This is a genomic window from Halomonas fontilapidosi, from assembly GCF_014192285.1.
Lineage (GTDB): Bacteria > Pseudomonadota > Gammaproteobacteria > Pseudomonadales > Halomonadaceae > Halomonas > Halomonas fontilapidosi.
Map to the genome: position 1 here is coordinate 18,235 of NZ_JACHXQ010000011.1, position 18,593 is coordinate 36,827.

The window sequence follows — 18,593 nt, forward strand, 5'->3', positions numbered from 1 at the left end:
TTCCTGTAAATGGTTTAGCGGCTTTTTCAGCTGCCCAGGGCGAGAAAGAAGCCGGCGATGGAGGCCGACATCAGGTTGGAGAGCGTGCCGGCCAGCACGGCCTTGAGGCCGAACCGTGCGATCTCGTGGCGGCGGCTCGGCGCGATGCTGCCCAGGCCACCGAGCAGGATGGCAATCGAGGCCAGGTTGGCAAAGCCGCACAGGGCGAAGGAGAGGATGGCCATGGTATGCGGCGTCATCGTCTGACCGGTCGCCGCAACCACTTCCTCGCCGCTCAGGTAGGGGGCCAGGTTGATGTAGGCCACGAACTCGTTGACCACCACTTTCTGGCCGATAAAGGAGCCGGCCAGGGTGGCTTCTTCCCAGGGCACGCCGAGCAGGAAGGCCAGCGGGGCGAATAGCCAGCCGAGGATCCACTCCAGGCTCAGCGCCTCGAACCCGAACCAGCCGCCGATGCCGCCCAGCATGCCGTTGATCAGCGCGATCAGGCCGATGAAGGCAATCAGCATGGCCCCCACGTTGGCGGCCAGCTTCAGGCCCGAGCTCGCACCGGCCGCGGCGGCGTCGAGCACGTTGCTGGGCCGGTCCGGTTCCTCCTCCTGCTCCTCCTCAACCTTCGAGACACTGTCCTCCGGCGCTCGGGTCTCGGGCATGATCAGCTTGGCGAACAGCAGTCCACCCGGGGCGGCCATGAAGGAGGCGGCCACCAGGTACTCCATGGGCACGCCCATGGCAGCGTAGCCGGCCAGCACCGAGCCGGCCACCGAGGCCAGGCCACCGCACATCACGGCAAACAGCTGGGAAGGCGTCATGCGGGCAATGAAGGGCCGCACCACCAGCGGTGCTTCGGTCTGGCCGACGAAGATATTGGCGGTGGCGGAGAGCGACTCGGTGCGTGAGGTACCCAGCGCTTTCTGCAGGGCCCCGCCAAGCAGGCGGATCACCCACTGCATGATCCCCAGGTAGTAGAGCACGGCAATCAGTGACGAGAAGAAGATGATGACCGGCAGTACCTTGATCGCGAAGACGAAGCCGATGTTATCCACCTCGGCGAGGCCTCCGAAGACAAAGCTGATGCCGTCGTTGGCGTAGAGCACGACCTGGCTGACGCCGTCGGAAATGGTCTTGAGCACCGTCTGCCCGAAGGGCACGTAGAGCACGAAAGCGCCGATGCCGGCCTGGATGGCAAAGGCACCCACGACGGTCCGCATGCGGATGGCGCGGCGATCGTAGGAGAAGATGAGGGCGATGGCCACGAGGGTCATCATGCCCACCAGGCTCATGAAGAGGGTCATGGGAGCACCTGTCTGACGGGGCGGCCTGGGGTGGCAGGCATCCGGGTGAGTGTGAGGTGCAAACTATAACATTTGGTGTTATTTTTCTAACATCTTTCTCCTCATCGGGTCGTTGAAAGTATGGCAGCACATGAATGAACGCAGTGTCCGGCGACTCGCCCGGCTGAGTGATGCCCTGGCGGGCGGTGGCAGTCTGCACCTGCATGATGCGGCGGAACTCTGCGGCGTCTCGGAGATGACTATCCGCCGTGACTTGGCCGCCGGAGATGGCAAGTTGCGGCTAATGGGCGGCCACCTGGTGCGCAGCGACGATCCGCGCTACGCACCGCACTACGACCTGGCCGTACAGCAGGACCGCCATGCCGAGGCCAAGCGCCGACTCTGTGCCTTGGCCTCCCGACATATCGAGCCCGGCGACACCCTGTTCATCGATTGCGGCACGACGCTGATGCCATTAGCCGCGGCTCTGCCAGCCGACGCCTCGCTGACCGTGGTGACCTATGCCCTGAACGTGGCCAACGCGGTCAGTGCTCTGCCGGGGGTGTGCCTGATCCTGCTGGGCGGGGTCTACCATGGCTCGTCGCGCTCCTTCGCCAGTGACACCATGGGCGATGCCATTCGACGTCTCGGCATCAACAAGGCCTTCCTCTCCGCGGCGGGAGTGCATCGCGAGAGGGGCCTGAGCTGTTTTCATTTCCATGAGGTGGCGCCCAAGCAGGCAGCGATCGCCACCGCGGCGCACCGCCTGCTGGTCGTGGACGAGAGCAAGCTGGGCGTGATTCGCCCGGCGCGTTTCGCTGCCTTCGAGGAGGTCGACGAGCTCATCACCGACGGCGAGCGTGCCATGGCGGCCGGATCGGTTTGATGTGGGCGGCCGAAACCTGTCCGGAATCAAGGCGTAGCGGTCAAAGGGTTGCTAACTTGTTAAAGGTGAGACATACAATAGCGTCCCCTAATCGTTCGGAGATTCCATCCCATGCAAGCCGCAGATGTCATGACCCCCAACGTGATTACGGTCACTCCCGACAGCGAAGTCAGCGAGATCGCCAGCCTGCTGCTGGAGCACGGCATCAGTGCCGTGCCAGTGGTGGATGCCGATGACAATGTGCTCGGCATCGTCAGCGAAGGGGACTTGATTCGCCGAGTCGAGAACAACGGCGACCAGCACAAGTCCTGGTGGCTGAAGCTCTTCAGCGGTGGCGGCAACGCCGTCGACTACGTCAAGAGTCATGGCCGCAAGGCCGGTGAGGTCATGACGCCACATCCCCTCACCATCAACGAGGATGAACCACTGCACAATATCGCCGCGTTGCTCGAGAAGCGTCATATCAAGCGTGTACCGGTGGTGCGGGACGGTAAGCTGGTGGGCATCGTCAGCCGTGCCAACCTGCTGCGCGGTTTCTCGGTGAACCGCCAGCCGGCCGGCGGCGACGACGACCGGGCGATCCGTGATGCCATCGTCAAGGAAGTGGACGACAACACCGGCGTCATGGTCGACCGGCTCAACATCATCGTGTCCGACGGCAAGGTGCAGCTCTGGGGGCTGGTGGACAGCAAGGAACAACGCTGGGCCGTTCAGGTCGCGGCGGAGAACATCGACGGTGTGAAGGAAGTGGAGAACAACCTGGGCTTCATGCCACGAGGCATGGGCGGCTACTGAGGTCACGACCTCTCGGCGCATGCAACAGCGGGGCGGCCAGATGGCCGCCCCGCTGTCGTTAAAGGTCCGTCATGATCGAGTGCTGGGCTCTCACCCTGATGTAATGCGTGGCGACTCAGTCGTCGGCGCTGCGCACCTTGGTCAGGGCCGTTTCCAGACTCTCGAGAGTGCGCTCCGGGTGGTGGAGTTTATCGAGGCCGAACAAGCCAATGCGGAAGGCACGATAATCGTTGCCTTCGTCACACATCAGCGGCACGCCCGCCGCCACCTGAACACCGGCCGCGAGGAACTTGCCGACGATGCCCTCGTCGCGGGTGTAGCAGACCACCACGCCGGGCGCTTCGAAGCCGGGCGCCGCAACGCTGCGAAAGCCGTGTTCGGCGAGCATCCCGCGAACCCGGCGGCCGACTTCCCACTGCTCGTCACGTACCTTGTTGAAGCCATATTCCCGGGTTTCGCGCATCACATCGCGCAGCTGGCGCAGGCCGTCGGTGGGCAGGGTGGCGTGATAGGCATGGCTGCCGGTCTCGTAGGTTTCCATGATCGACAGCCACTTCTTCAGGTCGCAGGCGAAGCTGGTGCTGGTCGTCTCCTCGATGATCTCACGAGCCTGGCGAGAGAGCATGACCATGCCGCAGCAGGGGCTGGCGCTCCAGCCCTTCTGCGGGGCACTGACCAGCACGTCGACGCCGATGTCCTGCATGTCGACCCAGAGGGTGCCGGAGGCAATGCAGTCGAGCACAAATAGGCCACCCTGCTCGTGGATGGCATCGGCGATCTGGCGCAGGTAGTCATCCGGCAACAGCATGCCCGAAGAGGTTTCCACATGCGGGGCGAAGACGATATCGGGCTGCTGGTCATGGATAGACTCGACCACCTCCTCGATGGGGGGTGGAGCGAAGGGCGAGGTCTGATCATCATCGTCGAGGCGACGCGCCTTGAGCACGTCGACCTCGGCGGGGATCTGGCCCATATCGAGGATCTGGCTCCAGCGGTAGCTAAACCAGCCGTTGCGGATCACCAGGCAGCTGCGCCCCTTGGCGAACTGGCGCGCTACGGCCTCCATGCCGAAGGTCCCGCTCCCGGGAACGATCACCGTCGAGTGGGCGTTATACACCTCTTTCAGCGTGGAGGAGACGTCACGCATCACGCCCTGAAAGCTCTGCGACATATGGTTCAGGGCGCGGTCGGTGTAGACCACCGAGTATTCGAGCAGTCCATCTGGGTCGACATCGGGTAGCAAGCCGGCCATTTCGTTCTCCATGTTGATTCGTGCCTTCCGGGGCGAAGGCTGCAGGTGCCTAAAGCATATGCCCATTGATGCGTTGCGACCAGCCATGTGCCGCCATCGGGCCTGCGGCACGGGCCATTCGGCGCTCTTAGTCGGGCGAGGCTGCATTGCTTTGCTGAGCCGCCTGAATGGCGGTCAGGGCGATGGTGTAGACGATGTCATCGACCAGGGCGCCACGAGAGAGGTCATTCACCGGCTTGTTGAGGCCCTGCAGCATGGGGCCGACGCTGACCACGCCGGCACTGCGCTGGACCGCCTTGTAGGTGGTGTTGCCGGTGTTGAGGTCGGGGAAGACGAAGACCGTGGCGCGCCCCGCCACCGGGGAGTCGGGGGCCTTCTGGCGGCCCACGCTCTCGATGGCCGCGGCGTCATACTGCAGCGGGCCGTCGATGCACAGCGCGGGCTCGCGCTCCCGGGCGATCCGGGTGGCCTGGCGGACCTTCTCCACGTCGGCGCCACTGCCGGATTCACCGGTAGAGTAGCTGATCATGGCCACCCGAGGTTCGATGCCGAAGGCCGCGGCGGAACGGGCGCTCTGGATGGCGATTTCGGCCAGCGTCTCGGCATCCGGGTCGGGATTCACGGCGCAGTCGCCGTAGACCACCACCTGCTCGGGCAGCAGCATGAAGAAGATCGAGGACACCTGCCGATAGCCCGGTGCCGTCTTGATCAGCTGAAAGGCGGGGCGCACGGTATTGGCGGTAGTGTGGATCGCACCGGAGACCAGGCCATCCACCTCATTCTCGGCCAGCATCATGGTGCCGAGTACCACGTTGTCCTGTAGTTGGTCGCTGGCGGTCAGCGCGTTGAGCTTGTCGCGGCGTCGTTCGACCATCGAGGCCACGTAGTCGTCGCGAATGCGGGCGGGGTCGAGGATCTCGAGCGCCTCGGGTAGCTCGATGCCGCGCTGTCGGGCGACGTCCTCGACCTCCTCGCGCCTGGCCAGCAGCACGCAGCGGGCGATGCCACGCTGCTGGCAGAGCACGGCGGCTTCCACGGTGCGCGGCTCGCTGCCCTCAGGCAGCACGATGCGCTTGCTTGCCTGTTGAGCCAGCTTGACCAGCTGATGACGGAAGGCGGCGGGAGAGAGTCGGCTCGGATAGCCGCGGCTGAGGTTCTCCTTGAGCCACTGCAGGTCGAGGTGGTCGGCGACGAAGCGCGTCACCTGTTCGGCCCGCTCCGGGTCGTCGATGGGGATGTCGTTGGCCATGCGATCGAGGCGTTGGGCCGTGGCAAAGCTGTCGGAGTCCACCGCCATCACCGGCAGCCCGCTGCGCAGCGCCGGCCGGCAGAACTCGATCATGGCCTCATCGGGCAATTCGCCATGGCTCAGCAGGATGCCTGCAAGAGGCACGCCGTTCATGGTCGCGAGGGCGGCGGCGAGCAGGTTGTCATCACGGTCGCCGGGCGTGACCAGCAGACGCCCCGGACGGAACACGTGCAGGGCGTGGGAGGCGCTGCGCGCGCAGAGGCTGGTGCCCAGTACGCGACGGCTGGCGGCCTCGCCCTCGTGCAGGAAGCGTGCTTCCAGCGCACGGGCGACGTCCAGCACCCGCGGTGCCGAGAGGGTCGCATGCCAGGGCACCGCGCCGATCAGGTTGAAGCGCTCACTACCCAGGGCGGGCAGGTAGCGGCTCAGGTCGTCCATCAGCTGCGCATCGCGTCGGGCGGCGAGCTCGGGGGCCGCCAGCGATGCGGCGTCGTCGCCATCCGGCAGGGGACGCAGCCGCATCAGGATGCAGCCCAGGGTGCGCGGCGAGTCGACGCCATCGAAGGCCTGGGCATGCATGTCGAGGCGTTCTGCCAGATCCCGGGGATCACTCAGGTCGCCGTCGGCGACGAGAATGATGCGGGCATTGAGGGCATGGGCCAGCTGGGCATTGAGCTGCGTCGCATAGCTGCTGTGCGGGCTGGGCGCCATCCCCTCGATCACCACCAGCTCCGGGGCGTCGCCCGACGCCGGGGTGGCGACCCGGGCATGGCGCTCCACGGCCTCCTCCATCAGCTCGTCGCTGCGGTCCTCTCTTAGCAGGCGTTCCAGCCTGGCCTGGGACAGCGGTGATGGCGGTGCCAGCCCCAGTGTGCTGGCCGCCAGGGCGCAGGATCGCTCCGGCCCGTCGCCGTTGAGCTCGTCCTGTCGGAACGGTTTGAGAAAGCCGGCCTTGAGCCCCAGGGTATCCAGGGCACGGATCAGGCCCAGACAGGCCGACGTCAGGCCCACGCCGCTGTCGGTAGGCACCAGCAGCAGGTTGCGGGGCTCGGGACGATGGTCAAGTGGCGTCATGATGGCTCTCTTGCAGCAGCTGGCGGGTTTCCTCGGCGATACGGCCCTCTTCATCGGTGGGGATGACCCACACTTGGGGACCGCCCGCCGCGGGGTCGATGCGGCCCTCGCGGCCGCCCACAGTAGCGGCGTTGGCCCTGGCGGCCAGTTTCAGGCCGAAGTGGGGAAGCTGTTCGATCACTCGCGCACGTACGGCGCTGGCATTCTCGCCAATGCCGCCGGTAAAGGCGATGCCATCCAGACGAGGCAGCGCGCAGGAGAGGCTCGCCAGCGACTTGGCCACGCGGTAGCAGAACACCTCGATGGCCAACACCGCGCCCGAGTGGTGCTCGGCCGCGGCCTGCTCGAGGCGACGCATGTCATTGGAGAGGCCGGAGAGCCCCAGCAGGCCGCTCTGCTTGTTGAGCAGGGTGTCGATACGCTCGATCGACCAGCCCAGCTGGCGGGCCAGGTGAGCATGCAGGCCCGGGTCGACGTCGCCGCTGCGAGTGCCCATTACCAGGCCTTCCAGCGGTGTCAGCCCCATGCTGGTATCGACGCTTTCTCCCTGCCAGACCGCGCAGGTAGAGCAGCCGTTGCCCAGGTGGGCGATCAGCCAGCCGCCATGGGGGCGCTCGCTTACGGTCTCGAGTCGCGCACTCACGTGCGCATGGCTGCTGCCATGGAAGCCGTAGCGGCGGATGCCGTGGTTGCGATAGAGGCCTTCCGGCAGCGCATAGCGATAGGCCCGAGGCGGCAGGGTTTGATGGAAGGCGGTATCGAAGACCGCCACCTGAGGCAGGTCGGGGAAGAGCGCCAGGGTCGCGGTTACCCCCGCGAGATTGGCCGGGTTGTGCAGCGGTGCCAGGGCGCCGGTGGCCTCGATGGCCCGCTGCACGCCGGCATCCAGGCGCGTGGCGCGGGTGAAGCGCTCACCGCCATGCACGATGCGATGTCCCACCGCCACGGGGTGCTGCCCCTCCAGGCTTTCCAGGATCGCCTTCATGGCTTCGCTGTGATCGGCACCGTGCAGCGGGCGCGAGAACGCTCGGCCGGCGCCGTCGACTCCCGTGAGGCGAGCATCCACGCCACGCAGGCGCTCGGCCTGACCGGCCAGGCGAGATTCGTCGGGAGCCGCGGGGACGAGAGCGTACTTGATGGACGAGGAACCGCAGTTGATCACCAGTATCGGATCGTTCATGTCGCGTCCTGTCAGGGGTGTCGGGTGCGCGGAGGGTGTCAGTGGCGACTGGCGCCGCGGCAAGGTGAATCTAGCATGTTGCAGTGCAAGATGCAGTGACTTCAACGGCTTGAGGGCAAGCACCTAGCCCCTTTGGCTATTTGCTGGGCGGCCCATGTTGCACGTTAGTCGAAGCTGTACCAGAATGAAGATTGCGTGGGGAAACGCTGTTTCCTAACTTGGAGGTTGACCATGAAGACCATCACGATTTCCGCCGTTTGCGCCGCCCTGCTGCTGGCCGGGGCTACCGCCCATGCCCAGGGCAGCCCGATGAACTATCAGCCCAGCCCCTACCTCGGTGGCGACGTGCTGTTCTGGGACCTCGACCCTGACCGGGGCCACAGCTTCGACAGCACCGGCCTGCGTCTGCGGGCCGGCGTGGCGTTCAACGACTATTTCGCCCTGGAAGGCCATCTTGGCACCGGCGGCTCAGACGGCAATGTCGAACTGGACTACCTGGCCGGTGGCTATGCCAAGGGCATCGTGCCGATCGCCCCGGAGTTCCGCCTCTATGGTCTGGCAGGCTTCACCGAAGTAGATCTCGACGTGGATGACGAGAGCGGCTTCTCCTACGGTGCCGGCGCCGAGTTCGACATGACGCCCAGCCTCGCGGTGGGCGCGGACTACATGCGCTACCTGGACGATTCGAACTACACCTTCGATGCGGCGAGTCTCGGGGTAACGTTCCGCTTCTGAACGTTTGCCCCATGCGTCACCACGACGTCCCTCGGTTGCCCGCCGTGGGGCGTCTGTTTTTTTATGGTGCATTCAGCTAGTGCATTCAGGCTGCCCCCGAGTGACGTATCTGACGCGCCGTGTTGTCGAGGGGGCCGTACCGACGGGAGTGATCAAGGATGGCTGGCGGTTGCCAGGCGTTCTGCCAGCAAATGGCACATTTCATGCAGTGTGCTTTGTGTCCATCGTCCAGCGACTGTCTCTGCCCGGGAGCTCTCCTCATGAATGCACTCACTCTGCCGGATACCGCCTCGGCTCCGCGACTGCTGTTTACCGACCTGGACGGTTCGCTGCTGGATCCGTGTCGTGACGATTGGCGCGCTGCCCGTCCCTGGTTGGCGCGTCTCAAGCAGCTGGATGTGCCGGTGATTCCGGTTACTTGCCGGACGCGTAGCGAGATCCTGCCGCTGCGCCAGGCCTTGGGCCTGACCCACACGCCCTTCATCGCCGAGAGCGGTGCCCTGGTGGGGCTACCGCCGGCGTGGCGTCACGCCCGCCTCGAGCGGCCCGGTCCGGATGGTCTGGTGGTTCGCGCCCTGGGGGTGGATATCAGTTTCATTCGCCAGCGTCTGCGGGTGTGGCGTGAGCGGCTGGGCGCGCGCTTTACCACCATGAGCGAGATGCCCCTGGATGAGCTGATGGCCTTCACGGGACTCGGTGAGTCCGATGCGCGTCTGGCAAGAATGCGGGAAGGCAGCGAACCGCTGCTCTGGCATGGGGATGATCGCAGCCTGGCGGCCTTCCGCGAGGGGTTGGCGGGCGATGGACTGTGTCTGGTGCGCGGTGGGCGGTTCTGGCATGTGACCGGCACCTCGCACAAGGGGAGTGCCGTGAGCTGGCTGATCGAGCGCTTTGCGGCCCTGCGTGGTCAGCGTCCACTTACCCTGGCGCTGGGCGATGGTCCCAACGACGTGCCCATGCTAGAGGCAGTGGATCACGCCGTGGTGATACCCGGCAGTCATGGCCTCGAGGTGGTCCCCCAGCAGCAGCGTCTCTATCGCAGCAAGGCCAATGGCCCGGCCGGCTGGGCCGAGGGTGTGAGCCATTGGTGGGGGCGAGCGGAGAGCGTCCGCCCCGCTGCCATGGTGGCGGCCGGGGCAAGCTAGTATTCCCTCTACGGCCTGTCCCCGGCGCCCCTTATTTCACAGTGGCAACAGCCCTCGAGGTCGTGGGCTAGCTTGCCCGGTCCAGCCCCATCTGCCAGAAGTCGATCTCCAGGCGTGTGGCATCCCGGAATACTTCGACGAGCTCATTGAAACGGCGTGGCGTGACCTCCGCCAGGCGCGCGTCGAGCCAGGCGAGTTCATCGTTCATGGCGGCCTGGAATTCGTCGCTCTCGTACATGGCGATCCAGGCGTCATAGGGGTTGGCGTTGCCACGCACCGTGAACGACTGGGCATTGAGCCAGTTGGCGATCACCCCGTAGCCCACCAGGCAGGGGGCCAGCGCCACATGCAGGTCGAGCAGGTCGCCCCGTTGGCCGGTATCCAGGACGTAGCGGGTGTAGGCGAGCGTGGCGCGGGCTTCGGGCAGGGTGGCCAGATCCTCCTCGCTGATGCCCCAGTCGCGGCAGTAGCCGATATGCAGGTCCAGTTCCACGTCGAGGATCGCCTTGAGGCCCTCGTGGGCCTGGCGCAGGTCGGCCAGGGTGCGGCTCTTGAAGGCGGCTAACGCGTAGGCGCGGGCAAAGTGGATCAGGAAGAGGTAGTCCTGCTGCAGGTAGTGGCGGAAGGCGCCCTCGCCGAGTGTGCCGTTGCCCAGTTCGCGCACGAAGGGGTGCTCGATATAGGCGCGCCAGTCATCCTGGCAGGCGTCGGTGAGGTCGCTGAAACGATAGCCCATGTCGACTCCAGACGTTGGTGGCGATCCGGTCGTCGGGCGTGCGAGGGAGGGGATGGGCCGGTGGTGGCAGGCGGCTCGCCTGGGTGGCCCATCGCCTGATTTCCTACGCCGGTACGAGCCGGATCAGGTTCCACGGGATCAGCGCTGTGTTCCTCATGGAACGTGCGCCATCTCAGCCGGAACTCACCGGCACCCCGTCAAGCGATGGGACGAGTCTAGCAGGCTGGTCGTGACTTGCCAGCCCCGCCGTGGTTGACACACAGGGGGGACGGCTATTGCCTGATCGCCTCGAGTTCGAGGATCAGCTCCACCTCGTCGCCGACCAGGCCATTATCGACGCCGTAGGTCATTCCCCAGTTGCTGCGGGCAATGGTGGTGCGCACCGACAGGCCCAGGGTGTGCTGTTCATGACCGAAGGGGTAGGCGTCGGCCTTGTTGAGCGTGACCTCCAGGGTGACGGGGTGGGTCTCGCCGAGCAGGCTCAGGTCACCTTCCAGGGTGCCCTCGCTGTCACTATGTGCCGTGAAGTCGGTGACCTCGAAGACAATCGTCGAATGGCGGCTCGCGTCGAGGAAGTCGTCACTGCGTAGGTGGTTATCACGCTCCTCGTGGTTGGTGAACACGCTGTCGGTGGCAATCTCGACGGTGCCCGAGTGCAGTTCTCGTGTCTGCTCGTCGTAGACGAACTCGCCCCGGCCTTCCAGGAACATGCCCAGGGTGTCGGCGTAACCGACGTGTTCGGTCAAAAAGCCGATAGAGAAGTGGTCAGGGTCGATTTCATAGGTACGCGGCTCGGCATTGACCGATGGCACCCAGAGGGCGCCCAGTGCCAGGGTGAGCCCTGCGGCAATGGGCAACGAGGCGCGTGGGGTATGCTGGAGTGATGAAGGCATGAGCGTGTCCTTTCACGAGTGGCTGCTGGCCCGACCTTCCTTCGGCGTCATGCCGAGGCGTGGCGATACAGCCAGCGGATATCGATGATGAACGATCCGGCCAGGCCGGCCAGCGCGCTACCCGTCACCCAGGTCGTGGCCGTGGCACCGGCAACGGGGAGCAGGGCGACCATCAAGGCAACCACTTGCCAGACACAGATCGCCTTGCGACGAAGACTCTGCGGCAGGGGAGCCGTCAGCCAGGAGAACGGCAGTCCCGCCATGACAAAAGCGTAGCGCATGCCGCCGATGGCCAACACCCAGGGACCTGCCTTGTCGAGCAACACCACTGCCACGCATAGCACCAGGATCAGAAAGGCATCGAGCTCCATGTCGAAACGTGCCCCGAAATCGCTCTGGGTCGAGGTGCGACGGGCGACGGCACCGTCCACCCCATCCAGTACCAGCGCCAGCAGAGCCAGGACGGCGAAGGGGAGAGGGTGTCGCGTCAACAGGCCGGGGTCGGCCAGGATCCCCGTCAGCAGGGCAATCAGACAGCCACGGCCCAGCGTGATGCGGTTGGCCAGGCCCAGCCCCTGCCAGGGAGCGGGGACGCCGGTCAGGATGCAGCCCGCCATCAAGAGGTAGGATGTCGCTGCCAAGAGGAGGACCCACAGGCTAGGATCAAGCCAAGCCCACAGCAGTGCCAGTGAGGCAAGCAGTCCCAGGCCGCCTGCGCCAAGGTCACGTAACAGCGGCAGGGTCAGTCGTCTGGCGGGGTCAGGACTCGATTGACAGTATTGCATTGTGCAGCCCACTATGGATGTATCACTATTGTAGAAGAATGAGCATAACGGCAACAGTAGTGTCATAAGATTTCAGTGGTGGCCATTCAAGTGCCTGATGTTGGCCGCTACGCGTCACGCGCCGAAATGGTCTGTGGTGAGAATTGATATAGCCGATAGGGATGTTGCCATGCCACATGCGAACGCGACTGCCTTCTGGGTCCTGGCGCCGGGTCAGGGTGCGGTGTGCGAGGAAGCGTTAGCCATGCCCGGTGCCGGCGAAGTGGCCGTGAGAACGCTCTATAGCGGCGTCAGCCGAGGCACCGAGTCGCTGGTATTCGGGGGTCTCGTGCCGGAAAGCGAATGGCAGCGTATGCGTGCCCCGTTTCAGGAGGGAGATTTTCCCGGCCCGGTCAAGTACGGCTACATCAGTACTGGCGTTGTCGAGGCTGGCGAGCCGAGCCTGATGGGCCGTGAGGTATTCTGCCTCTATCCGCACCAGGATCGCTATGTGGTGCCGGCAGACGCCGTGGTCCCCCTGCCGGAAGGTCTGCCGGCCTCCCGGGCGGTATTGGCCGCCAACATGGAAACTGCTATCAATGGCGTCTGGGACGCCGCCCCGGGGGTAGGCGACCGAATTACGGTGGTTGGTGCCGGCGTGACCGGCAGCCTGATCGCCTGGCTATGTGCCGCCATTCCCGGTACCCGGACCTGTCTGGTGGATGTGTCGCCGGGGCGAGCCGAGCTCGCCGGGGCACTGGGTATCGATTTCTGCCTGCCCGACCAGGCGCCCGCCGACAACGATCTGGTGGTTCACGCCAGCGGCAATCCCGCCGGGCTGCGTCAGGCACTGACGCTGGCCGGTAACGAGGCGCGGGTCGTGGAGATGAGCTGGTTCGGCAGCCAGGCGGTGACCCTGCCGCTGGGAGAGGCCTTCCACTCGCGCCGCCTGACCCTGCAAGCCAGCCAGGTAGGGCATATGCCGGCCGATCACGCGACGCGCTGGGATTCCCGCCGACGCCTGGCGCTGGCGCTGGACTTGCTGCGCGACCCCTGCCTCGACGCCCTGATCACGGGCGAGAGCGCCTTCCACGAGTTACCGGCGGTGATGTCACGCCTGGCCGAAGGTGGCGGGGACGTGCTCTGCCACCGAATCCGTTATTCGTCCTTTTCCTGATACGAGGAACCTGCCTCATGTACCGCCTGAACGTTCGCGACCATTTCATGATCGCCCACAGCTTCAGCGGCGACGTCTTCGGACCCGCCCAGCGAACGCACGGTGCCACCTATGTGGTCGACGTGACCTTCCAGCGGCGTGAACTCGATGAGGATGACCTGGTCGTGGATATCGGCCTGGCCGGCGAAGCGCTCAAGACGGTGCTTTCCGAATTCAATTTCCAGAACCTCGATGAGGTGGAGGAGTTCAAGGGGCGTAACACCACCACCGAGTTCATGGCGCGGGTGGTCTTTGAACGTCTTGCCACCGCCATACAGCTCGGCCATCTCGGCGATGCCGCCATGGGACTCGACTCCCTGTGCGTGACCCTGCATGAATCGCATGTCGCCTGGGCAAGCTTCGAGGGCGAGCTTTGAAGCCTCAACAGGCGGTGGCCGAGCTGACCTTCATCGTCGCCGGTGACCCGGACCAGTGGACCGGCGGCTACGTCTACGACGCCCGCATCGTCGCGGAACTGCGCCGACAGGCGTGGCGTGTGGACGTAGTGGGCCTCGAGGGGCGTTTCCCGCAGGCCGATCAGCGGGCGCGCCGGAGCCTGTCGCAGGCCCTGGCAGCCCTGTCCGATACTGCCCTTGTGGTCATCGATGGCCTGGCCATGGGCGGTCTGGCCGAGGAGGTCGAGCGCGAGGCCGAGCGTCTGCAAATTGTCTCGCTCGTCCATCACCCCCTGGCCGACGAGGCCGGCCTCGACGAGGCGCAGCGCCGCGCGTTCCGCGATAGCGAGGCTCGAGCCCTGGCCGCCGCGCGTCGCGTGATCGTCACCAGCCAGCATACGGCCAGCGCGCTGCGCGACTACGGCGTCCCCGCGCAGCGCCTCCGGGTCGTCGAGCCCGGTGTCGACAAGGCCTCGCCGGCCACCGGTGCACAGGACCAGGAGGCCACCACCCGGCCCTGGCGTCTGCTCTGTGTGGCGACACTGATTCCGCGCAAGGGGCTCGGCCTGCTGGTCGAAGCGTTGGCCTGCCTTACCGATCGACCCTGGGTTTGCGAGATCGTCGGCAGTCATGATCGCGACCCTGCCCATGCCGCCCACTTGCGCGAGATCACGCGTCGGCATGGCCTGACGGAGCGCATCATCTGGGCCGGTGAGCGGGACGCCGATGCCCTGGACGCCGCCTATCAGCGGGCCGATCTCTTCGTGCTGCCCTCGCTCTACGAGGGCTACGGCATGGTCGTGACCGAGGCGCTCTCGCGAGGGCTGCCGGTGATCACCACCACCGGTGGGGCGCTGGCCGATACCCTGCCGCCCGAGGCAGGCATCGCGGTACCTCCCGGTGATGCCGGCGCACTGCGAGAGGCCTTGTCGCGTTGGCTGGGTGACGCCGACACCCGGCGAGAGCTGCGTCATGGCGCCTATCGGGCGAGGCAGCGGCTGACCGACTGGCAACAGGCGGGGCAACGTTTCCTGGCCGCTCTGGAAGGGCTTCCCGACATGTCGATCGCCGGCACCTTCCGAGCCGAGCGGGGGCTGCCGTCATGAGGGCTTCCACCTCCCATGACCTGTTCTCGGCGCAGTGGCTGGCGCTGCGGGAAGGGCTGGATGCCCAGTCACGCAGCCATCGCCTGACCGGGCTGGCCGTGGACTGGCTGAAGGCCCGCACTGCGCCCCACGGTATCATCGATCTGGGCAGCGGCAGTGGCAGCAATCAGCGCTTCCTGGCGCCACGCCTGCCCGGCCCCCAGCACTGGCGACTGGTTGACCATGACCCCGAGCTGTTGAGCCATGCTCGCCGGCGCGGCCGGCGCCTTCGCGACCGGGCAGGGGCACCGCCGGCCGTGGAGACCCTGTGTCGCGGCCTGTCGCCGATCGACCGCGAGCTGCTCACCGGTATCGACCTGGTGACGGCCTCGGCGCTGCTCGACCTGATGCCCCGCGCCTGGGCGGCCGCGCTGGTCGCTGCCTGTGCAGCGCAGGGCCAGGCCTTGTTACTGACCCTCAACGTGGATGGCGACTGGGCCTTCCTCGACCGCCAGGGCGCGCGTGTCGAAGACAGCGAGGACATCGCCGTGCGCACCCTCTTCCAGACCCATCAGTACCGCGACAAGGGCCTGGGGCCGGCGTTGGCCGGCGAGGCGCCCGCGGTGCTGGCCAGCATGCTGCTGGACGCGGGGTTCCAGGTGGAGAGCGATGCGACGCCCTGGCACCTGGTGGCCGGCGATACTACACATCCCGGCCTGGCCGAGGCCCTGGTCGTCGGCTGGCACGATGCCGCCGTGGAGGAGGCACCGGCGCAGCGCGCTCGCCTGGGCGCCTGGCGCGACCGGCGCCTGGCCGACCTCCATGCCGGGGAGCTCGGGGTGACGGTGGGACACCGTGATCTCTTTGCCTGCCCGATACGGGGGGCGCCATGATCCTGGCGCCATCCTCCCGCCTGTGGCGCCCTCTGGCCAGCCTGCTGCTGCTGGCCGGGCTCTGGGTCTGGCTCGAGCCGGGGGAGGTGATCGGCGCGGTCGGCCCCCTGGCACCGGGCTGGATCGTGCTGGCCCTGGCCCTGACGCTGCCGCAGATGCTGCTTTCCGCCTGGCGCTGGCGACTCACCGCGTGCCGGCTCGGCCTGTCGCTGGACTGGGCGCGTGCGCTGCGCGAATACTACCTGGCCATGTTTCTCAATCAGGTACTGCCCGGCGGCGTGGCAGGGGATGCTGCCCGCGCCTGGCGACACTCCCGGGCCAGCGGCCGGCGCGGCAGTGCCTGGCGGGCGGTGATCATCGAGCGCGCCTCGGGCCAGCTGGCGCTGCTGTTGCTGACGCTGCTGGTCGTGGCCCTCTCCCCCTTGTGGCAGGGATGGCTCGGCGGGGCGCTGGCGGGCCTCGCTTCACCGGGCTGGCTGATGGCCGCTGCGCTGCTGGTCGTGGCGACAGTGCCGGCGATACGCCACCTGCTGCGTCGACCGCCGGCGGCACTGGCCGGCCTGGGGAGTGACCTGCGCCACAGCCTGCTGGCATCGTCGATCTGGCCCCGACAGCTCCTCGGCTCGCTGCTGGTGGTCCTGAGCTATGCCCTGGTATTCGTCTGTGCGGCCCGGGCGATCGGTGTCACCCTGCCGCTGGGCACCCTGCTGTCGCTGGTGCCTCCGGTGCTATTGGCGATGTTGATCCCGCTTTCGCTGGCGGGCTGGGGGCTGCGCGAAGGAGCGGCGGCGCTGGTCTGGGGGTTGGCGGGCCTGCCGCCGGCCGAGGGTGTGGCGGTGTCGATGGCCTATGGTCTGCTGGTGCTGCTGGCGAGCCTGCCCGGTGCCCTCTTCCTGCCGGGTCTGGCGCGCCGGCGTGCCATGTCGACGCCGTCGATGGCGGGCCCCGCGGGGTCAGGGTCGGCTGAGATCCAGGTCGAAGAGGGTGTCGTCGCCGCAGCGGAAGGTTCGCGTGACGGGGCGACGCGCTTGATCAAGGGTGGCAATGGGCGTCATGGCCAGTCCCGGCCGACCGGAGCCGATCAGCAGCGGCGCCACCAGCAGGTGCAGGCGGTCCAGCACGTCGGCCTCCAGGAATCTCGACACCGTGACGCCGCCGCCCTCGATCAGCACGCGCTTGAGTCCCTGCGCGGCGAGCGCCTCGAGCACGACGGCGGGGGTGAATCCATCGGTGCCCAGCGGCAGCCGCAAACGGGTGACGTGGTCGGCCGCCGGGGCGGGAATGACCGCCTGCTCGCCGACCAGATGCAGGCAGGGGGCCTGCGCCTCGCGCAGCAGGCGCAGCGACGCCGGTACCCGTCCACGAGGGTCGAGGATCACCCGCACCGGCTGGCGCCCGTCGACGTGGCGGACCGTGAGCAAGGGGTCGTCCTCGCAGGCGGTACCGGCACCGATCACCACGGCGTCGACCAGCGCTCTCAGCCGATGCAGGTGGACGCGACTCTCGAGGCCGTTGATGTAGTGAGAGTGCCCGCGCTCGGTGGCAATGCGGCCGTCCAGGCTCTGGCCGAGCTGCGCCACGGCCAGGCGGCCGCGATGCATGGCCAGCGGCGTCAGATTGTCGAGCAGCGCTCGGGCCTCGTCGCTTGCCGGGACGTCCGACGTCCAGCCGTCGGCCGTCAGGCAAAGCGGACCGTCTCTGACCATTGGCGACGCGCGACGGGCCACGTCATCACGGGCCCGGCAGAGGGCCTGCCAGGCCGTTGCCGGATCCAGGGGTTCGAGCTGGGTCGGGGGCATGAGGTCTCCGGGTCAGAGGAAAGACGTCATCATGCGCAGTCCGCCTCGGCGGTACAAGGCGTGCAAGGAGGGCTCCATGCATCAGGTTGAACGGGCAATCTTCGATCTTCGACGCGGGCTGCCGGTGGTGGTCATCGCCGGGGACACTCACGTGCTGGTCCAGGCCACCGAGGGTACGGCCGAGGCGTCGGTATCTCGGCTGGCCGATCTCGCCGGCAACACCCCCTCGCTGGTGCTGAGTCGTCACCGGCTGGCAGCGCTGGGCGAGTCGGACACCCGCGGGTCGGCACGGTTGCCCCTGCCGGCGGGCACCGGTCGGCGGCGACTCGTCGACCTGGCCTTCGGACTCAGCCCGGAACTGGCCCTGGGCCGCGACGAGCTGGCCGAGTGTCGTCGCTCGCTGGCGCCCGCACAGCCGGCCGACCGGGCGGCATTGGCGCTGATGCGCCGTGCGCTGTTGATTCCGGCAGCGCTGGTCGCCCGGGTCGGCGAGGCGCAGCGGCCTGCCGTCGAGGCCCGGCTGGCAGAAGGGGCCTGGCTGGCCGTCCGTGCCGATCAGGCCGAGCGTTGCCTGGAGGGCGGTATCGGCATGCTGCAGCAGGTCAGCGAGGCACGCATTCCCTTGGCCGAAGCCTTCGACTGTCGCTTCATCCTGTTTCGGGAAGCCGACGGCCTGCGTGAGCACGTGGCGGTGGTGATCGGCGAGCCGGGCAAGGACAACGCGGCGGTGCCGCTGCGCCTGCATTCGGCCTGCCTGACCGGGGATCTGTTCGGCAGCCTGCGCTGCGACTGCGGCGAGCAGCTGCGCAATGCCGTGGCCGATATCCAGGCGCTGGGCGGCGGCGTGCTGCTCTACCTGGCCCAGGAGGGGCGAGGCATCGGGCTGGCCAACAAGCTGCGCGCTTATACCCTCCAGGACAGCGGTCTGGACACCCTGGATGCTGACCAGGTGCTGGGGTTCGGTGAGGACGAGCGCCACTATGGGGTGGCCGTGGACATTCTGGATGCCCTGAGCATTCGCCGCGTGCAGCTGTTGACCAACAATCCGGGCAAGATGGCGGCCCTCACCGAAGGCGGTATCGAGGTAGTGGAACGCCAGGCGCTGTATGGCAGCCTCAACGACCACAACCGCCGCTATCTCAGCGCCAAATCGGAGCGCGCCGGTCATCTGCTCGATGCCGTGTTCGAGAGCGATCAGGACCCCGCCACGGGGTCCTGACGC

The 18,593-nt window shown here is 66.8% G+C and carries 17 protein-coding genes, 1 pseudogene and 1 riboswitch; of the genes and pseudogenes, 10 read left to right on the top strand and 8 right to left on the bottom strand.

The window, feature by feature from the left end:
• Positions 1 to 26: 26 nt before the first annotated feature.
• Positions 27 to 1,295, bottom strand: a complete 1,269-nt coding sequence (locus tag FHR95_RS14175) for a NupC/NupG family nucleoside CNT transporter (RefSeq protein ID WP_183314908.1) — start codon at positions 1,293 to 1,295, stop codon at positions 27 to 29.
• Positions 1,296 to 1,425: 130 nt separating this feature from the next.
• Here FHR95_RS14175 and FHR95_RS14180 point away from each other — a divergent pair, with 130 nt between their 5' ends.
• Together FHR95_RS14180 and FHR95_RS14185 are read left to right on the top strand one after the other, a co-directional pair.
• Positions 1,426 to 2,160, top strand: a complete 735-nt coding sequence (locus tag FHR95_RS14180) for a DeoR/GlpR family DNA-binding transcription regulator (RefSeq protein ID WP_183314909.1) — start codon at positions 1,426 to 1,428, stop codon at positions 2,158 to 2,160.
• Between the two features lie 111 nt (positions 2,161 to 2,271).
• The gene (locus FHR95_RS14185) at positions 2,272 to 2,955 is read left to right on the top strand and encodes a CBS domain-containing protein (RefSeq protein ID WP_040185766.1); all 684 of its coding nucleotides are present in this window, start codon (positions 2,272 to 2,274) and stop codon (positions 2,953 to 2,955) included.
• Between the two features lie 115 nt (positions 2,956 to 3,070).
• Here the strand turns inward: FHR95_RS14185 and FHR95_RS14190 are convergent, their stop codons facing one another.
• The 3 genes from FHR95_RS14190 to FHR95_RS14200 form a co-directional block, all read right to left on the bottom strand.
• On the bottom strand, positions 3,071 to 4,207 hold the full coding sequence (locus tag FHR95_RS14190; protein WP_040185781.1) for an aminotransferase class V-fold PLP-dependent enzyme: 1,137 nt from the start codon (positions 4,205 to 4,207) through the stop codon (positions 3,071 to 3,073).
• Positions 4,208 to 4,334: 127 nt separating this feature from the next.
• On the bottom strand, positions 4,335 to 6,530 hold the full coding sequence (gene pta, locus FHR95_RS14195; protein ID WP_183314910.1) for a phosphate acetyltransferase: 2,196 nt from the start codon (positions 6,528 to 6,530) through the stop codon (positions 4,335 to 4,337).
• Positions 6,517 to 7,710 carry an acetate/propionate family kinase gene (locus FHR95_RS14200; RefSeq protein WP_183314911.1) on the bottom strand — a complete coding sequence of 398 codons (1,194 nt, stop codon included), beginning with the start codon at positions 7,708 to 7,710 and terminating at the stop codon, positions 6,517 to 6,519. The genes pta and FHR95_RS14200 overlap by 14 nt, the downstream gene beginning before the upstream one ends.
• Before the next feature lie 231 nt (positions 7,711 to 7,941).
• Here FHR95_RS14200 and FHR95_RS14205 point away from each other — a divergent pair, with 231 nt between their 5' ends.
• Together FHR95_RS14205 and FHR95_RS14210 are read left to right on the top strand one after the other, a co-directional pair.
• Positions 7,942 to 8,445: a porin family protein gene (locus FHR95_RS14205; protein ID WP_040185769.1), complete on the top strand. Its 504-nt coding sequence runs from the start codon at positions 7,942 to 7,944 to the stop codon at positions 8,443 to 8,445.
• A gap of 260 nt (positions 8,446 to 8,705) precedes the next feature.
• The gene (locus FHR95_RS14210) at positions 8,706 to 9,590 is read left to right on the top strand and encodes an HAD-IIB family hydrolase (RefSeq protein ID WP_183314912.1); all 885 of its coding nucleotides are present in this window, start codon (positions 8,706 to 8,708) and stop codon (positions 9,588 to 9,590) included.
• A gap of 67 nt (positions 9,591 to 9,657) precedes the next feature.
• On the opposite strand, the gene tenA is transcribed toward FHR95_RS14210, so the two are convergent.
• The 3 genes from tenA to FHR95_RS14225 form a co-directional block, all read right to left on the bottom strand.
• The gene (tenA, locus tag FHR95_RS14215; protein ID WP_183314913.1) at positions 9,658 to 10,326 is read right to left on the bottom strand and encodes a thiaminase II; all 669 of its coding nucleotides are present in this window, start codon (positions 10,324 to 10,326) and stop codon (positions 9,658 to 9,660) included.
• An 82-nt stretch (positions 10,327 to 10,408) separates the two neighbouring features.
• Positions 10,409 to 10,533: riboswitch (TPP riboswitch) on the bottom strand.
• A gap of 65 nt (positions 10,534 to 10,598) precedes the next feature.
• The gene (locus FHR95_RS14220) at positions 10,599 to 11,219 is read right to left on the bottom strand and encodes a YceI family protein (protein ID WP_183314914.1); all 621 of its coding nucleotides are present in this window, start codon (positions 11,217 to 11,219) and stop codon (positions 10,599 to 10,601) included.
• 47 nt (positions 11,220 to 11,266) lie between these two features.
• A complete protein-coding gene (locus FHR95_RS14225) occupies positions 11,267 to 11,860 on the bottom strand; it encodes a CDP-alcohol phosphatidyltransferase family protein (protein ID WP_221199341.1) in 594 nt (197 codons plus the stop codon).
• 313 nt (positions 11,861 to 12,173) lie between these two features.
• On the opposite strand from FHR95_RS14225, the gene FHR95_RS14230 reads away from it, so the two are divergent.
• The 5 genes and pseudogenes from FHR95_RS14230 to FHR95_RS17175 all read left to right on the top strand — a co-directional run.
• Entirely contained in the window at positions 12,174 to 13,160 is a 987-nt protein-coding gene (locus FHR95_RS14230; RefSeq protein WP_183314916.1) for a zinc-dependent alcohol dehydrogenase, read from the top strand.
• Between the two features lie 17 nt (positions 13,161 to 13,177).
• Positions 13,178 to 13,576, top strand: coding sequence for a 6-pyruvoyl trahydropterin synthase family protein (locus tag FHR95_RS14235; RefSeq protein WP_040185775.1), 399 nt, complete (start codon positions 13,178 to 13,180; stop codon positions 13,574 to 13,576).
• Entirely contained in the window at positions 13,573 to 14,700 is a 1,128-nt protein-coding gene (locus tag FHR95_RS14240; protein WP_221199342.1) for a glycosyltransferase family 4 protein, read from the top strand. The genes FHR95_RS14235 and FHR95_RS14240 overlap by 4 nt, the downstream gene beginning before the upstream one ends.
• Complete coding sequence (locus FHR95_RS14245) at positions 14,697 to 15,572, top strand: class I SAM-dependent methyltransferase (RefSeq protein ID WP_183314917.1); 876 nt, start codon at positions 14,697 to 14,699, stop codon at positions 15,570 to 15,572. The genes FHR95_RS14240 and FHR95_RS14245 overlap by 4 nt, the downstream gene beginning before the upstream one ends.
• Positions 15,569 to 16,435, top strand: a pseudogene (locus FHR95_RS17175) (lysylphosphatidylglycerol synthase transmembrane domain-containing protein); the annotation flags it as partial. The gene FHR95_RS14245 and the pseudogene FHR95_RS17175, both read left to right, overlap by 4 nt.
• A 90-nt stretch (positions 16,436 to 16,525) precedes the next feature.
• Here FHR95_RS17175 and FHR95_RS14255 read toward each other — a convergent pair.
• Positions 16,526 to 17,371: a RibD family protein gene (locus FHR95_RS14255; RefSeq protein ID WP_221199347.1), complete on the bottom strand. Its 846-nt coding sequence runs from the start codon at positions 17,369 to 17,371 to the stop codon at positions 16,526 to 16,528.
• 76 nt (positions 17,372 to 17,447) lie between these two features.
• Between FHR95_RS14255 and FHR95_RS14260 the strand changes: the two genes are divergently transcribed.
• A complete protein-coding gene (locus FHR95_RS14260) occupies positions 17,448 to 18,590 on the top strand; it encodes a GTP cyclohydrolase II (RefSeq protein ID WP_183314918.1) in 1,143 nt (380 codons plus the stop codon).
• Positions 18,591 to 18,593 lie beyond the last annotated feature (3 nt).

Bases quoted from the DNA above. Each gene is read 5' to 3' on its own strand.
- FHR95_RS14220 (WP_183314914.1), bottom strand. From the start codon at position 11,219: ATGCCTTCATCACTCCAGCATACCCCACGCGCCTCGTTGCCCATTGCC.
- FHR95_RS14235 (WP_040185775.1), top strand. From the start codon at position 13,178: ATGTACCGCCTGAACGTTCGCGACCATTTCATGATCGCCCACAGCTTC.
- FHR95_RS14175 (WP_183314908.1), bottom strand. From the start codon at position 1,295: ATGACCCTCTTCATGAGCCTGGTGGGCATGATGACCCTCGTGGCCATC.
- FHR95_RS14190 (WP_040185781.1), bottom strand. From the start codon at position 4,207: ATGGCCGGCTTGCTACCCGATGTCGACCCAGATGGACTGCTCGAATAC.
- FHR95_RS14260 (WP_183314918.1), top strand. From the start codon at position 17,448: ATGCATCAGGTTGAACGGGCAATCTTCGATCTTCGACGCGGGCTGCCG.
- FHR95_RS14255 (WP_221199347.1), bottom strand. From the start codon at position 17,371: ATGCCCCCGACCCAGCTCGAACCCCTGGATCCGGCAACGGCCTGGCAG.
- pta (WP_183314910.1), bottom strand. From the start codon at position 6,530: ATGACGCCACTTGACCATCGTCCCGAGCCCCGCAACCTGCTGCTGGTG.
- FHR95_RS14200 (WP_183314911.1), bottom strand. From the start codon at position 7,710: ATGAACGATCCGATACTGGTGATCAACTGCGGTTCCTCGTCCATCAAG.
- tenA (WP_183314913.1), bottom strand. From the start codon at position 10,326: ATGGGCTATCGTTTCAGCGACCTCACCGACGCCTGCCAGGATGACTGG.
- FHR95_RS14245 (WP_183314917.1), top strand. From the start codon at position 14,697: ATGAGGGCTTCCACCTCCCATGACCTGTTCTCGGCGCAGTGGCTGGCG.
- FHR95_RS14210 (WP_183314912.1), top strand. From the start codon at position 8,706: ATGAATGCACTCACTCTGCCGGATACCGCCTCGGCTCCGCGACTGCTG.
- FHR95_RS14185 (WP_040185766.1), top strand. From the start codon at position 2,272: ATGCAAGCCGCAGATGTCATGACCCCCAACGTGATTACGGTCACTCCC.
- FHR95_RS14205 (WP_040185769.1), top strand. From the start codon at position 7,942: ATGAAGACCATCACGATTTCCGCCGTTTGCGCCGCCCTGCTGCTGGCC.
- FHR95_RS14180 (WP_183314909.1), top strand. From the start codon at position 1,426: ATGAATGAACGCAGTGTCCGGCGACTCGCCCGGCTGAGTGATGCCCTG.
- FHR95_RS14230 (WP_183314916.1), top strand. From the start codon at position 12,174: ATGCCACATGCGAACGCGACTGCCTTCTGGGTCCTGGCGCCGGGTCAG.